The organism is Bacillus cereus group sp. RP29 (genome assembly GCF_040459765.1).
In the GTDB taxonomy this organism is placed as follows: Bacteria; Bacillota; Bacilli; order Bacillales; family Bacillaceae_G; genus Bacillus_A; species Bacillus_A paranthracis.
The window spans coordinates 2248037-2261985 of sequence record NZ_JARVHN010000001.1 but is presented as its reverse complement, the minus strand read 5'-3'; the positions used below and the strand labels follow the sequence as shown (position 1 = coordinate 2261985).

The window sequence follows — 13949 nt, the reverse complement described above, 5'->3', positions numbered from 1 at the left end:
CCTGGAATAAAGTTATGTAATTGATTACCTTATTTTATCTTTTCCCTAACTATTCACGATTATGATATTACTTATAAGGTTGGTAATCTAAACCGTCTATTGACATTAGATTTATACCTTGCAGAAAAAATAATATATTACAATGAGGCATATTATTATAATGTTTATTAGAAATTGAGAGCTAAAGGTTGTAGTATTAGGAAAACCAGTAGTTTCTCATGTCAATTCAAACAAATACGATAAGCAAGTATACTCTGTTGCTAATGAAAAAGGATTTGATATTCATATCAAATCCTTTTTCATTCTGTGTAATTATTTCACTTTTTCTTTCATCTCTTTTCCCCTTTTAGTAGAAATCATCATCTCGATTTTTATTTTGCTCTATCGATTTAACCTCTCGACAGCTTCCGCGCTTGTATCTACACGTTTAACGAAAAAAACTAATAGTAGCGCAACAACATTCATGCCCAGCGCTACATAGAATGAATGCTGAATTCCGGATAACAAAGCCTTCTGCGTTACCATTGCCTTCGTAGCTTCTGTGAAGGTTGTTGGATCTACATGAGCCATTAAACTTTCAGCTTTTGTTTTTGTTACAGAATTCATAATCGTAACAAGAATAGCAGTACCAATTGAACCGGATACTTGTTGAGCTGTATTATTAACAGCTGTACCGTGCGGATTTAAGCGCGTTGGCAATTGATTAAGGCCATTTGTCATAAGTGGCATCATCACCATCGCCATCCCAAACATCCGCAGTGTGTAAATAAGAATAATATGTGTGTGACTAGAGTCGAGTTGTAGGTTTGCTAGCATATAAGTTGAAACGGCTGTAATGGAAAGTCCTACTATACCAAGAATACGAGGGCCATATTTATCAAATAGTTTACCTGTAATTGGTGACATAATCCCCATTATTACGGCACCTGGAAGCATCATCAGCCCAGAACTCAGAGGTGAAATACCGCGAACGTTTTGTACATAAGCTGGTGTTAAAATCATACCCGAAAACATGGCCACTGCGTTGACAATTGCAATTACAGACGCAAGCGCAAACATTGGGTACTTATAAACACGTAAATCCAATAACGGTTCATTCATTTTTAATTGACGAATAATGAATGCAATTAGGGCAATAGCGCCTATGATTAAGGTTATTACGACAACTTTATTTGTCCAACCATCGGAGCTTGCAGAACTAAATCCATATAACAGACCGCCAAAGCCGACAGAAGATAATAGTAATGAGAGATAATCAAGTTTTGCATTTTTGTTTTGTCTCATGACATTTTCCGATTTCCAAATCCCTAACAGTAAGCTAATGATTGCTAGCGGTAAAATCATTTCAAAAAGCAAACGCCAGTCATAATACTCTACAATATAACCTGATAGTGTCGGTCCAATTGCTGGAGCTGTAATCATAACTAACCCAAAAATCCCCATTGCTGTTCCCCTTTTTTCTCTCGGAAAGCTTACTAGCATAATATTCATTAACAAAGGTCCCATCACTGAAGAACCTGCTGCTTGAACCATCCGACCAGTAAGTAATAAACCGAAGTTCGGTGCTACAGCCGCTAAAGCCGTACCAAGGATAAAAATCAACATGGATGTAATAAATAAACTCCTATTGGAGAAGCGGGTTATTAAAAATGCTGATGCCGGAATTAATATACCACTTACAAGCATATATCCTGTAGAAAGCCACTGGATCGTTGAATAATCTTGAATTTCTAAATCCTTCATTATTGATGGCAAGGCCACATTTAAAAGCGAGTTATTTAGAAATGAAACAAATGCCCCAATAAAAAGGATTACAAGCATTACATATGGTGGTTTTCTTTTATGTAACGTTTCACTCATAGATTGATTTACCCCTTCATTATCAATTCCATTGATTAATTTAACTCGTTTGCATATTTGCACGAGAATTTATTACCCTTGCAGTATTTTGCCAAACTCTTCGAATGGATATTCTCTTTTTAGCAATTCTACTTACCCAGCTTAAAATTTTGAATGAATATGTAAACACGTTTGTTAACCGAAATTACATTAGGTTAAAATAAACAAAAAGAGCTAATGAAAATACCCTTCTAAAATAAAGCGAAACTTTAATCCATGTTTTTTTACTGACAGCCCACAACAAACAGCGGGATAAACCAACAAGCCCACACACCCATTCCTTTAAATACAGGCTTGGAAATCTAGTTATGTAACCATCCATAAAAAGGAATATTACATAGGCTAAGTCTAACATTACATTTTTAAAGTAAGGGGAATAAGCTTATGCACCAATATTGGTATGTGAATTCAAAGGAAAACGAGGAACAATATAATAACCAAAATTCAATGTCATCTTTATATTCACAGCCCCAAATAAATAAAGCTGACGAAATGAGTGGTTTGAAGATTTGTGAGGATTGGAGTTGTCGCTTCTATCCAATTGGTTCGGATTCACCAGCCAATTATATGACTTTCACTCCCGATCCTCCTCCCTTCTCTTTTGGTCAGCCAATCCATTATGCAGGGATGATGCCCCAAGGACATCCTGCTAATTGGACTCCATTACCAAGCCATGCAGGTTTTAATTATCAAAAACCTCCCATCCCCTGGGCTCAACCATTCAACCATACAGGGATGTTCGCACAAGGTCATCTTGCCGCCTTACTCTCACCGCCAGCTAAAGCTTTTAAATTCAGTAACAATAACTGGGGTATTTTCGGAAACCCTCCAGGATGGGGTGGACAGATAAGTCCCATGGGATGGGGGAATAACGGAGGTTACGGTCAGCCAGGAATGCTTGGAAACTTACTTACAGTAGGAAAAGGCACTATGAATGGAATTGGAATGCTTAGTAGTCTAATGGGTATGGGGAAGTTCTTTTTTTAGTGGATTAGAACGAGAGGATAGGTCCATAGCCCAGACTTAAAAACCAGTTCCTTTTCTCCATTGATTTCATCTTCTTAAACATGCTTCTAATACTCCCTCCAAGTTCGTTTCCTCGTCTTTCAAATTATAAAAACATCTATTTTGTATCTGATAAATCAATAGAGGTGTAGTAGCACCAACAAAATGCAAAACCCGGTTCCTTTACGAAAGAACCGGGTTTTTTAATTTATTTGAAAAGTAGTCAAATCTTTTTTTCATTATTTAACACTTTGAACACGGCCAATTTGTCCATCTTGTAAGCGAACTTTAATGCCGTATGTATGTGTTTCACTATGTGTTAAAATGTCTTTCACAACGCCACTTACAGTTTTACTATAGTCATTATCCAATTGAATAACTACATGTGAACCAACTGAAATTTGTGATCTTGTTGGTTTCCCACCTGTTGCTTGTGTCGGTTTTTCTTGTTTTTGTGTTCTCTCCTGTTGTGTAGATTGCTGTTGCTGAGCCTTCTTCTCTTCTTGCTTGCGTTTTTCTTCAGCGACTCTTTGTTGCTCTTCTTGCTTACGTTTTTCTTCAGCGACTCTTTGCTGCTCTTCTTGTTTACGTTTCTCTTCTTCTGCTTTTTGTTGCTCTTCTTGTTTACGTTTTTCTTCTTCTGCTTTTTGTTGCTCTTCTTGTTTACGTTTTTCTTCTTCTGCTTTTTGTTGCTCTTCTTGTTTACGTTTTTCTTCTTCTACTTTTTGTTGCTCTTCTTGTTTACGTTTTTCTTCTTCTACTTTTTTGTCTTCATCCACTTTTTGCTCATTTGGCGCGCCCTTTAACTTTTCTTCATTACCTTTACAAGCACTTAAAGCAATTACACATAAACTCATAAGTGCAAATAATAACAATTTCTTTGACATTTAAAAATCCTCCTATATACACATTACAAATCAATAACTTTCATAGCATAACAAAAATACAATCCTTTCTTTGTCAAAATTTGTCGTATATATTTATTTTCTACTAAGCACTGATACTACAATAAAAATGGAGATTATTATGTCGATTCTTGCAAAAAATACGTTCGTCTGCTAGTCAAGTAAACCTAATTCATAAAAATCTTCATCTTATGTATGAAAGAACTTGAAGCAAAAAATGGAAAGAGGCTGTCTCAAGTATTTAGTGAAACCATTGAAAAAGCATTAATAATCCGAGATATTTTAATTAGCATAATCTATTACTTACGAATAATAGGAAAGGATCTTCCATCGAAAGATCCTTTCCTATTGCTCATCTAACTTAATAAATAAGTTAATTGCATAACGCTCTTCTAACTTTCCTTGCGAAGCTTAGTGGATCATCAACGTCTTCAATATTAACGTAAATCAACATACCTTCGCCGTGGATTAATTATTAACCCATAAGCTTGCCATAAATGCTGTTGGTTTGTAATAAAGTTTGATCAAAAGCATGCTACAAAAATTGATTTTTTGATATAAAAACAAAATATTCCGAAAAAAACTCGGTCAAAATGCTTGGTTTTTTTGTTGTTAGTGAATCATTTTTCATAAAAAAGTTTAATCATTTTTCTACCTGTGTTTGCTCAACAATCACGCCCAATTGCGATATTATTAAATTGCTACCCTTTTTTCCTTTTCGGCCAAATAAAATTGCTTATGGCAATCAAAAGATCGATACCCAACACAAGTGTCCATACTTTTAGAAAGCCAGCCAACACTTCTGTTCGCGAAGAATCGTTAATTAAATAGATTAAGACAAATAAAATTCCGGCACCTATTAGAAAAGCAAGCACATGTTGTCCCCAGCTTTTAAAGTAGTGTTTTGCATAATCCATGCCAAATCTTTTAACTGGTTTCGCTCCTTGTTTCATCACATAATATTGAAAGCGTATATCAGCCCACTCAATCATACTCCTACCGAATGCGATTGAGATTCCAATATAAACAGCAGCTATTGCATGCACTTGGGTAGCAGTCGCACCACGATACAAGTCCACACCCGTAACAACTAATAAAATTAAATCAATAACAGGTGTTAAAGCTAGGAAAAACAATCCTAATTTATTTTTCTTAAGGATATATCGTGTGAGCAGACCTAAAGTTATAACAACCCAAAACCCTATTTCACAAGCAACGATCAACCACGCAATTACATTCACCCCAACACCCCCTTGTACAACGCAATTACTCGCTTTTCCTTAACAGTACCACAATATGGCCCTTTAGTGGAGTAACTTTATTGCATAGGATTGTTAATTATTTTGCGTAGTTTTAGTACTTTCAGGGAATTCATAAGATGTAGAGATTGAGCCACTTAAATGAATGGCAGAAAGATAATTTTATTATTTATATTACAATACCTTAAGAGCTATGGAACAAATTCTTCAACTAAGCAGCTAATAGAAGCCTGGAGATTTTCCACAATCAGTAGCTCGTCGCTATCAAACTAAAATTTCATTTTAGGGAAGAATGTATTTCTTTACATGATAGCAATGGGATTTCTCCAGTATTTCGAACAAAAACCACACTAAGCACATTTTCATACAAAAAAGCCAATTTTTGTCCTACTAAGGATAAACCGGCTCATTGTAATTGATCTTGAAGGACTCGTTATATAAACTCGTCATTTTCATCAAAAAACATGGCTCTAGCTAATACATTTTTATCCGATTTTTGGTTAATAGAGACATGTGATTTAAATTATCCTTTGTTATATAGACCAGTCATTTGCCACATTTCTTTTTACATATATTTTTTTAAAAGAAGGTTTCCATTCTGAGAAATCCTCATAAACAAACGTTATGTTGTTACATATTTCCTCTGCAACTTCATACATATGTTTTATATCATTAGCCGTAAATAATATAGCCCCTTTGCGTTGCGTGCTATCTATAATAGTTGGTATGGTATCGCCCTCTTTTACTACTAGATCAATTAATACGACCTCGGATATGTTAGTTAGCCCTTTATACTTGATTTCTTTTAAGCAACCTGGTTTTGGAATCAAGCTTAAAGACATAGCATGACATTTTGAAGGTACACATCTAAATTCATCTATAGTCTCAGTATTTAGCGCATCATAATAGTATCCAAATTGAGATATGCCAGTTGTTAGTTCCACCATCTTCCAGATGTTGCCCCCACCTATTCTAACTTGAGACTCTATAATTATTGGCTTATTTTGTTTGTCTAACTTTATTTCTGTATGAGTAATGCCATTTTCCATTTGCATGTCGTTCAAAAACATCATTACTTTCTCCATAATTAATTGTTTTTGAGATTCATCTATAGGTGCCGGCATAATCGTATAGTTTATTAGAAATGTATCTTCTTTACATACTTCAGCTGATATAGCAAGTATAGAATGTTTTTTGTTATAAGAAACGGTTTCAACCGTATAAACTATATCACCTGCAATATACTCTTCCACTAAAACAGGTAGTTGAATACCATTTTCTTCAATAAATACCCCTACGTCATCTCCTGAGTCTAGCTTACATACTCCTTTACCCCCTGCCCCAATCGGCGGCTTTATTATAACACTATCTTTTTTATTCAAAAATTCATTAATGTCTTCAGTATTATTACAAACTGTCGAATCTATCGAAAAGTCTTTACCTGCTAGAATTTCACGCATCATGTCTTTATTACGAGTTATCATATTAGCATTGTAAGAAGGTCCTTTAACATTAAAAATCTTTGCAATTATACAAGCCGTATCTAATGCTGTTTCGTTGAAAGATACAACCACATCAAAAGGTTTCTCTTTAAATAATTCTTCAGCATAGTATATAGATAAGGGTATGTTTGTTGTATCTATTTCTTTTTTATAGAAACATTTTTCTAAGATAAATCCATCAAAATATATGTGTCTAGCGTAAGATCCTATATAGGAAACAGTGTACCCACTGTCTAATGCATCTTGTATAGGCTTTGTCCATCCCCCTATAAATAAAATATGTGGTTTATTTTCTATGTCAGTTCCTTTTAATACCTTATGCATCAATATCAGCTCCCCTAAAATGAACTCGTATATTCAATGTCAGTTCCTTTTAATATGCCTCGTCTTAACAACGCCACTAAACACAATGTTGTTCCAAATCCCCCTATAAATAATGTAATTTGAAGCCCGAATATAGAAATTAAAAGTGCACTAGCAAAACTTCCCAATGCCCAAGCTCCCCAATTAAGCGTGCGCTGTACAGCATTTACTCGGCCCAGCATGTGATTTGGTGAGGCAAGTTGTCGTATAGTTGCGGCGTAAGGGCCAAATACACCTTCTCCCATACCATGTATAATACTTGCGGCTACTATACCGTAAATTGTTCCCATATATCCCATTATCGGTATAAAAGCCAAACCGGTAACTGATACAGTAGCGCTATAAATAAGCATTTTTGTATTATTAATTTGTTGACTTTTTTTCATGAGAACCGTATTACCTATTAAAAATCCGACCGCTGCTGAACCTACAACAAACCCTATTTCAATTTCAGATAGACCCATTACCTTATAAAGGAATATTACTAAAATACTATTTAGTATGTATTTAAAAAAACCGTAAACAGCACCACATGTCACAATTGGCTCTAATACAGGGTGTTTTTTGAAATATATCAGACCTTCATATATGTTTTGGTATATGGATTTTATATTTACGTCTTTTAAAGAACCCTCTGTATGCGGTTTAAACTTTGAAATAAATAATACAAACATAAAACAAACATAATACGTTACTGCGTCAACAGTGAATGAACCTGTTAATCCAACTAGAGTAATGACGATTCCAGCTAGCATAGGACCAATTACTATAGAAAGAGACTCTGAAAGTGCTAGTTGAGCATTTCCTTTTTTTAAGTTGTCTTTATCTGTTACTATTTCCGGTAAGAAAGAAGGAATAGCGATGTTGTAAAATGTGGTGAATATTCCATTTAAAAACATGACAACTACCAATAAGGGGAACGTTATAATATTTGTTACAGTCAGTATGAATACTGATAAAAACAATACTCCTTGACATATACTACAAATTAGCAAAATATTTTTCCTATGAAAAATGTCTATTAAAGCACCGGCTACTAACCCAAAAATTAGATAAGGGACGAATATAACCCCACGAAGTATAGCAGCATTTGCTTCACTTGTTTGTAACACCTCTAATGCAAAAAGCGGCAAAGCTACTATTGTAAACTGAGTACCTAATAAACTTATAGACTGTCCTAACCAAAGCTTGTGAAAATTAAAATGATTGCTACCTTTCATAATATCCCCCCATCAAATCCAGCTTTATAAATTATCAAGTTTGCGATATAAGTCAAAGCAGGCGAAACCTACCTTTCAACTAATGTCTGTACCACATAAAAATTCGAAACCTAATATAAAAACGATTTTAGTTTCAAATGATGACTAGATGTTTAAAAATCTTCTAGCTAATGAAAAGCTCATCTTCCGAAAGATACTTCCACATTCGTTTATAAACCAAATGGTATACTGATGGAATTCACTTGTAAGAATCTGATTGTGAATTAGTTTGTTTCGAATTCATTTTCCAATCGTATGTCACTTTGAATCACCTCCAGCATCAGTATAACCTTGAAGGCACGCTATTGTACGCATTTTGGAATGTAATAGCAAGATAACGAAGCTACGATGACGAAATGAATGGATTTAACCTTGTCATTGGAGGACATATTCACATGACAATTGATTAAAATAGATCATTCACTATAAAATAAATTTTTAGATAAACCAAAATAACATGCAAAAAACCCCTTCAAATTTGAAGAGGTTTTTAATATATAGAAATTAGCTTAAAGCAAAGATAACAACTCTTGAAGGGGGCATTTTTTTCTTATTCATGTTTATTGAGGAGCCTTTGTTTGAAGCAACTTTAACCCCATCCCAATAAAAATCAGTCCTGTTACTTTATTTAGAATCATTCCTACCTTTTGATTTCCTCTTAATTTTTTGGTGACATAGGAAGAGAAATAAGCAACAAATAAACACCACAATAGTCCAGTTACTGTAAAAGTAATTCCTAAAATGATAAAAGGTATAGGACCTGAAGCCTTTGTATCTATAAACTGCGGCAGAAACGCAATAAAGAATAAAGAGACTTTTGGATTCGTAAGACTTGTTAAGAGTCCTTGTAAATATATCTTTCTTTTGATTTACAACCGATAAAACTGATGGGGTGTACCATTCGTATCACGGAGCCAAAACTCACTATTGAATAAATAAAACCCCAGAAATCCAAAGGTCTCTGGGGCTTCCTTATATATTTAGCTCTTTTTGCTTTTTGTTTTGTTTATGTCTATACAGTAATTTTCGACTTATGAGAGAAATCAGTAATAAAATCAATATTAGTACGAAAAGTTGCATAAATGACAAATCAAAATATTTAGCACCTGTAACGATTAAAAGTGTAGAAATTGTGCCTTTTACAACGAAAAAAATAATAACCCATAATCCGCCTTTTTTCCAGTTCATTTTATATTACCCTTTCCTACATTTAAATTATTAAAAAAATTAGTGATAGTTTTTGAATGTGATACCTTAATAGAAATCTATTATATGAATATAAGAAATAGACTTTTTCATAAAATTCATGTCCAATTACATACGACGATTCCATCATAAATGAAAATGATATTCAGTGTCAATTTTATTGACTATTTGAAAACCTGTTTCTTCATCTTAATCTCTCTCCACTTTACTTCTTATAAGCAATAAACTCTTGTATTCAAACAAAAACACCTCCATTGCATTTGCACACTTTGTATGCGAATGCAAGAGGTGTTTTTTCATGTACCATCAGGTGCTTTATTTATTCGTTTAAGTTCTTAATACGTAGCTATTTTCTAGTACACGATAACTGGATCATACGTATTCAAACTATCATACACAGTTTTTGCAACGTTAGGAAGAAGGTTTACACAACCGCCTGATCCTCCTGTTAAATAAGCATTACTTCCCCAGTCTTTTCGCCAGCCGGCATCGTGGAATCCTTGACCGCTATTTGTGAATGGAACCCAGTAATCTACTTTAACTGCATAATCAGCTTTCCCTACTGCGCTGCCTCTTAGCGTATATGGTGTACGTTTGTATAGAACGTACCACACACCTGGTGATGTATCTTCACCCGTGCTATGTTTACCCGTTACTACATTTGTTGTAACGACTAGTTTGCCATCTTTATAAATCCAAATTTGTTGGTCTGCAATGGATACTTCTGCATATGTGTCTCCTATGCCATTATTCGATGTTGTTTTATAACCGATCCCTTCTTTCTCCCAACCATTCCCGTGAATGTTAGAAGCAGAAAGTGATTTTTCGCCTTTTTCAAAGGCTTGCCCAACTTGTTTTGTCTCTTTTTCCACATCTAGTGCCCAGCCGTATCCTTGTCCTTTTACTGATATAACCGAACCAGAATGTGTTTTAAAAGCGAAGTCTTTATGTAATGTAGATTTAGCCTTATTAATTTCAGCAACCTTATTCTTAATATCGCTCGCATCGATTGTCACTTTCATATCCTTTGACATAGAGGCATTTTGAATTAAATCTTTCGCTTTTAACGAATACACTTCATCCTGCACTTTATAATCAACAGACTGCGTAAGAAGATTTTGTAATGCTTTCTCTTCTTTTTTAATAATTGGATCGTCTTCTTTAATAGGTTGTATGTATGCAGACTTTAGATGAATTTCGCTTTTATGCTTCTGTTTATCGTAATCTTTTAGTAAACTCGCAACGTCATATTGTTTTCCATCAACACTCTTCGAAATTACAACTTTTCCTTGTTCAAGCTTCGCCATAGCATCTTGAGGTGCCTTTAATTTTTCATTCATAGACACGAGCTTTTCTTCTACAAGTTTTTTCATCGTTTCACTACGATACTGCTCTGCCTTTTTTGGTAGCAATGAATAATCTTTTTCCTTTGAAGAAGGGAAAAATGTCCACTGGCTTTTTAATAGTTTCTTAACTTGCGGCAAATCTTTTTCCGTCAGTTCCGTTTTTGTCTCTTTTTCATCTAAAATTTGTTGTTGATCAATATAAACTTTGTTTGCTAGTCCAGATGTTTTTAATTTCTGTATTGCCTCATCAGCGCTCATACCACCGACTTTTGTATCATTAATCGTAACATTAGAATTGAAGTGAGTTGCCTGATAATAACTCATTCCCCCAAGGAGAAGTGCAAGTACACCGCCACCTGCTGCGATAAGCTTCCAATTTGTAAAACGTTTTTTGGATCTTACCCGTTTTTTCTCAACTTCTTCAACAGATTCATTTACTGTATTGTTGTTCATCAATCTTTCCCCCGTATACATTAACGTCAATTGATTTTAAACCAAAACCATTGAATAGTGTACCTTATTTTTCCTGAAATTTCATTGTTTTTAACTAGGTTTTATCTCATTTAATCTATTAAAGTTAGATTTTTTAATAGAAAGATATATAAAGATAGTAAATAACGCGAAAAAGGACCACATCAATCGAGTTATTATGGGACCCATCGCATTTTGAAGGATGATACTCTATAAACATTTTAACCTAGTAAAGTAATTTTTAGAAGGTCCAAGTTAGAGACAGGCAGCATAGAATATCTCTTATTTATGAAAAATATCCACAAAAAATGACCTACATGTAGACTCTTTTTTGTGAATATTTTAATGCCGCATATTTTATTAATTTAAATGCGAACCATGCTTCCTGATTGTCACCAGGTTTCACAACCTCTAATCTGCCTAACTAATTTCACCTTATGATATCTTTATCATCAACAATTTCAAGTTTCTTGAAAACTATTATATATGTTTATACCACGCTTTATTGATACGTTTAATCTTTACAGGTGTTGAATTTTTAGACTCATCCTTTGTTGTAACCCTATTATTAGAACATCCTGCAATAGTGAGACAGCATGTAGCCAATAAAACTAATACTATTAATTTCTTCAAATAGCCACTCCTATATAAGGGAAATATTATATTAAGAAAACTAAACATAACATCGAATCTTTATAAAAACAATATATTTCCTAGTTTTATTATCCGTTGGCAGATTAAAGCACACCTTAAGGAGCATGAATCCAATGTCTAATTTCCATTTTATCCGATTCTCAATGTTTATTCCAACATAAAAAGATAGCTATTATTGTTGAAAACTAATTATCTCTCAAAATGAAAAATATGAACTGAATCCCTATAATCCAATATAGTTTACTCAGCTAACTTTTCCCCTGTAACAATCCGAAACAAAATAGCTGCATTTTTTTCTTCTAATTGAGCGTACCGATTACCACCCGAGATGATTTCCACTGTATCCTTATTAGGGCTTATCCAAATTTGATACAACACAGCTTTCGCCTCTATTTTCGGATTTTTAAATTGAAAAATAAAATGATAATCAGCTGGACGAGACATTTCCACTTTTTTATTTTCAAAAATAGTATCCTTTAATATTTTCTTTACTTGCATCACTTCATTATTATCTGTCACTACCTTAAAATCTTCATATTCATTATCACCAATATCTTTTTGCACTTCAATTCTTTGCTCTTCATTTCCTAGTATATTTGAACAGCCAGTTACTATTAATATACAGATAATAATAAAAACTAAAGACACATTTCTATCCTTCATATGTCATAGCGATCCTATTAGCGGTCATCTCTTTTTGTAGCCGAGCTGAGAAGAAAATTTTAGCCATCATCGGGTTATGTTTTACTCTATTTAATACAGCAATTATTTTATTCTTCCTTTGGTTCGGTTACCATTTCACTTAAGTGAAATATAAATAAACTCCATAAGCTACAAATAAAATTAATAAAATAAAAAATACCGAGTATCGTGTATATCATCCATTTTAAGTTTGAACTTATATACTCCCCCTTCTGGCCTCCTAATAATTCCAGTATATAACAAAAAGCATTGGATACCCAATGCTTTTTCATACTTACTCGAATAAAGATGTATTCGCATATAAAGCTGGTGAACCACCTGAATGTACGAATAAAATATTGTCCTCTTTATTAAATGTACCTTTTCTAATTAAGTCGATTAATCCCGCTACTGCTTTACCTGTGTATACTGGATCAAGTAAAATACCTTCAGTTTTTGCTAACAGCTGCACTGCTTCCACCATTTCTGGCGTTGGTAACGCGTAACCTGGCCCTACATATTCATCAAAGCATGTAACAGCTTCGCGCGGGATAAAGTTTGGAATACCAACGTGAGCTGAAGTTTCATCTACAAGTTTTGCTACTTTCTCTTCTTGCTCTGCTTTTCCTCTACTTACGTTAATTCCGATTACTGGGATGTTACTTTGTGTTCCAGCAAAACCTGTAATTAAACCAGCGTGCATGCCGCCGCTACCGCTTACGCAAATGACTGAACTGAAATCAATTCCTTGATCAAATGATTGCGCCATAATTTCTTGCGCACAAGCAACGTATCCCATTGCGCCAGTAGGATTTGATCCACCAACTGGAATGACATATGGTGTATTCCCTTTTTCACTTACTTCTTTCGCAACCTTATGCATCTCTTCCATAAGATCTGCTCCGTTTCGTACAACAATGACATTTTCAGCACCTAGTAAATGATATAAGAAATAGTTTCCATTAAAGTCTGGCTTCTCTTCTGGCTCAAGCCCTTCTTCTAATACAAGAATACATTTCATTTTCTCTTTCACCGCAGCTGCCAGTGTTAGGCGGCAATGATTGGACTGAATACCACCAGCTGTAATTAACGTATCTGCACCCTTCGCCTGTGCATCCGCAACTAAAAACTCTAACTTTCTCGTCTTATTACCACCAGCTGTTAAACCAAGTAAATCATCTCGTTTAAAATAAATAGTCGGCCCACCAAATGCTTCTGAAAAATTGTTTAATTTTTCAATCGGTGTATATGACTCTGTATATTTTTTTCTCGGGAATTTAGCTAAATTCATGAATAACGCTCCTTTGTACTTCTTTCACAATGTATGTAACGTTACTATTATTGCATGTAAAAATGATGAAGTCATCTTTCTGGGGGAAAAATGTGTTGGAATTCGGCT

General features: G+C 34.3%; 10 protein-coding genes and 2 pseudogenes. 1 reads left to right on the top strand and 11 read right to left on the bottom strand.

Features of this window, described 5'->3' with window-relative positions; all coding sequences use genetic code 11:
* Window positions 1-381 precede the first annotated feature (381 nt).
* Window positions 382-1860, bottom strand: coding sequence for a DHA2 family efflux MFS transporter permease subunit (locus tag QCI47_RS12015; RefSeq protein WP_000005128.1), 1479 nt, complete (start codon window positions 1858-1860; stop codon window positions 382-384).
* Window positions 1861-2283: 423 nt separating this feature from the next.
* Between QCI47_RS12015 and QCI47_RS12010 the strand changes: the two genes are divergently transcribed.
* Window positions 2284-2886: a hypothetical protein gene (locus QCI47_RS12010; protein ID WP_309423275.1), complete on the top strand. Its 603-nt coding sequence runs from the start codon at window positions 2284-2286 to the stop codon at window positions 2884-2886.
* 257 nt (window positions 2887-3143) lie between these two features.
* Here QCI47_RS12010 and QCI47_RS12005 read toward each other — a convergent pair whose 3' ends face one another.
* The 10 genes and pseudogenes from QCI47_RS12005 to cuyA all read right to left on the bottom strand — a co-directional run bounded on the left by QCI47_RS12005 (window position 3144) and on the right by cuyA (window position 13841).
* A complete protein-coding gene (locus tag QCI47_RS12005; protein ID WP_086708323.1) occupies window positions 3144-3791 on the bottom strand; it encodes a YwbE family protein in 648 nt (215 codons plus the stop codon).
* 391 nt (window positions 3792-4182) lie between these two features.
* Window positions 4183-4260 (bottom strand): annotated as a pseudogene (locus QCI47_RS12000) (DUF1259 domain-containing protein); the annotation flags it as partial.
* Between the two features lie 250 nt (window positions 4261-4510).
* Window positions 4511-5050 carry a hypothetical protein gene (locus tag QCI47_RS11995; RefSeq protein ID WP_001100682.1) on the bottom strand — a complete coding sequence of 180 codons (540 nt, stop codon included), beginning with the start codon at window positions 5048-5050 and terminating at the stop codon, window positions 4511-4513.
* 551 nt (window positions 5051-5601) lie between these two features.
* Entirely contained in the window at window positions 5602-6894 is a 1293-nt protein-coding gene (locus QCI47_RS11990; protein WP_000549727.1) for an ATP-grasp domain-containing protein, read from the bottom strand.
* A 14-nt stretch (window positions 6895-6908) separates the two neighbouring features.
* Window positions 6909-8153 (bottom strand): MFS transporter, encoded by a 1245-nt coding sequence (locus QCI47_RS11985; protein WP_309423279.1) that lies wholly within the window; start codon window positions 8151-8153, stop codon window positions 6909-6911.
* Between the two features lie 599 nt (window positions 8154-8752).
* Window positions 8753-9055: pseudogene (locus QCI47_RS11980) on the bottom strand (LysE family translocator); the annotation flags it as partial.
* A 109-nt stretch (window positions 9056-9164) separates the two neighbouring features.
* Window positions 9165-9380: a hypothetical protein gene (locus QCI47_RS11975; RefSeq protein ID WP_001104100.1), complete on the bottom strand. Its 216-nt coding sequence runs from the start codon at window positions 9378-9380 to the stop codon at window positions 9165-9167.
* Window positions 9381-9751: 371 nt separating this feature from the next.
* A complete protein-coding gene (locus QCI47_RS11970; RefSeq protein ID WP_061130619.1) occupies window positions 9752-11197 on the bottom strand; it encodes a L,D-transpeptidase family protein in 1446 nt (481 codons plus the stop codon).
* A 912-nt stretch (window positions 11198-12109) separates the two neighbouring features.
* Window positions 12110-12532 carry a YhfM domain-containing protein gene (locus QCI47_RS11965; RefSeq protein ID WP_000654992.1) on the bottom strand — a complete coding sequence of 141 codons (423 nt, stop codon included), beginning with the start codon at window positions 12530-12532 and terminating at the stop codon, window positions 12110-12112.
* 313 nt (window positions 12533-12845) lie between these two features.
* A complete protein-coding gene (gene cuyA, locus QCI47_RS11960; protein ID WP_076872484.1) occupies window positions 12846-13841 on the bottom strand; it encodes a D-cysteate sulfo-lyase in 996 nt (331 codons plus the stop codon).
* Between the last annotated feature and the right edge of the window lie 108 nt (window positions 13842-13949).

Coding starts and splice junctions, on each gene's coding strand:
- QCI47_RS11970 (WP_061130619.1), bottom strand. CDS start 11,197: ATGAACAACAATACAGTAAATGAATCTGTTGAAGAAGTTGAGAAAAAA.
- cuyA (WP_076872484.1), bottom strand. CDS start 13,841: ATGAATTTAGCTAAATTCCCGAGAAAAAAATATACAGAGTCATATACA.
- QCI47_RS11990 (WP_000549727.1), bottom strand. CDS start 6,894: ATGCATAAGGTATTAAAAGGAACTGACATAGAAAATAAACCACATATT.
- QCI47_RS12005 (WP_086708323.1), bottom strand. CDS start 3,791: ATGTCAAAGAAATTGTTATTATTTGCACTTATGAGTTTATGTGTAATT.
- QCI47_RS11985 (WP_309423279.1), bottom strand. CDS start 8,153: ATGAAAGGTAGCAATCATTTTAATTTTCACAAGCTTTGGTTAGGACAG.
- QCI47_RS12010 (WP_309423275.1), top strand. CDS start 2,284: ATGCACCAATATTGGTATGTGAATTCAAAGGAAAACGAGGAACAATAT.
- QCI47_RS11965 (WP_000654992.1), bottom strand. CDS start 12,532: ATGAAGGATAGAAATGTGTCTTTAGTTTTTATTATTATCTGTATATTA.
- QCI47_RS12015 (WP_000005128.1), bottom strand. CDS start 1,860: ATGAGTGAAACGTTACATAAAAGAAAACCACCATATGTAATGCTTGTA.
- QCI47_RS11975 (WP_001104100.1), bottom strand. CDS start 9,380: ATGAACTGGAAAAAAGGCGGATTATGGGTTATTATTTTTTTCGTTGTA.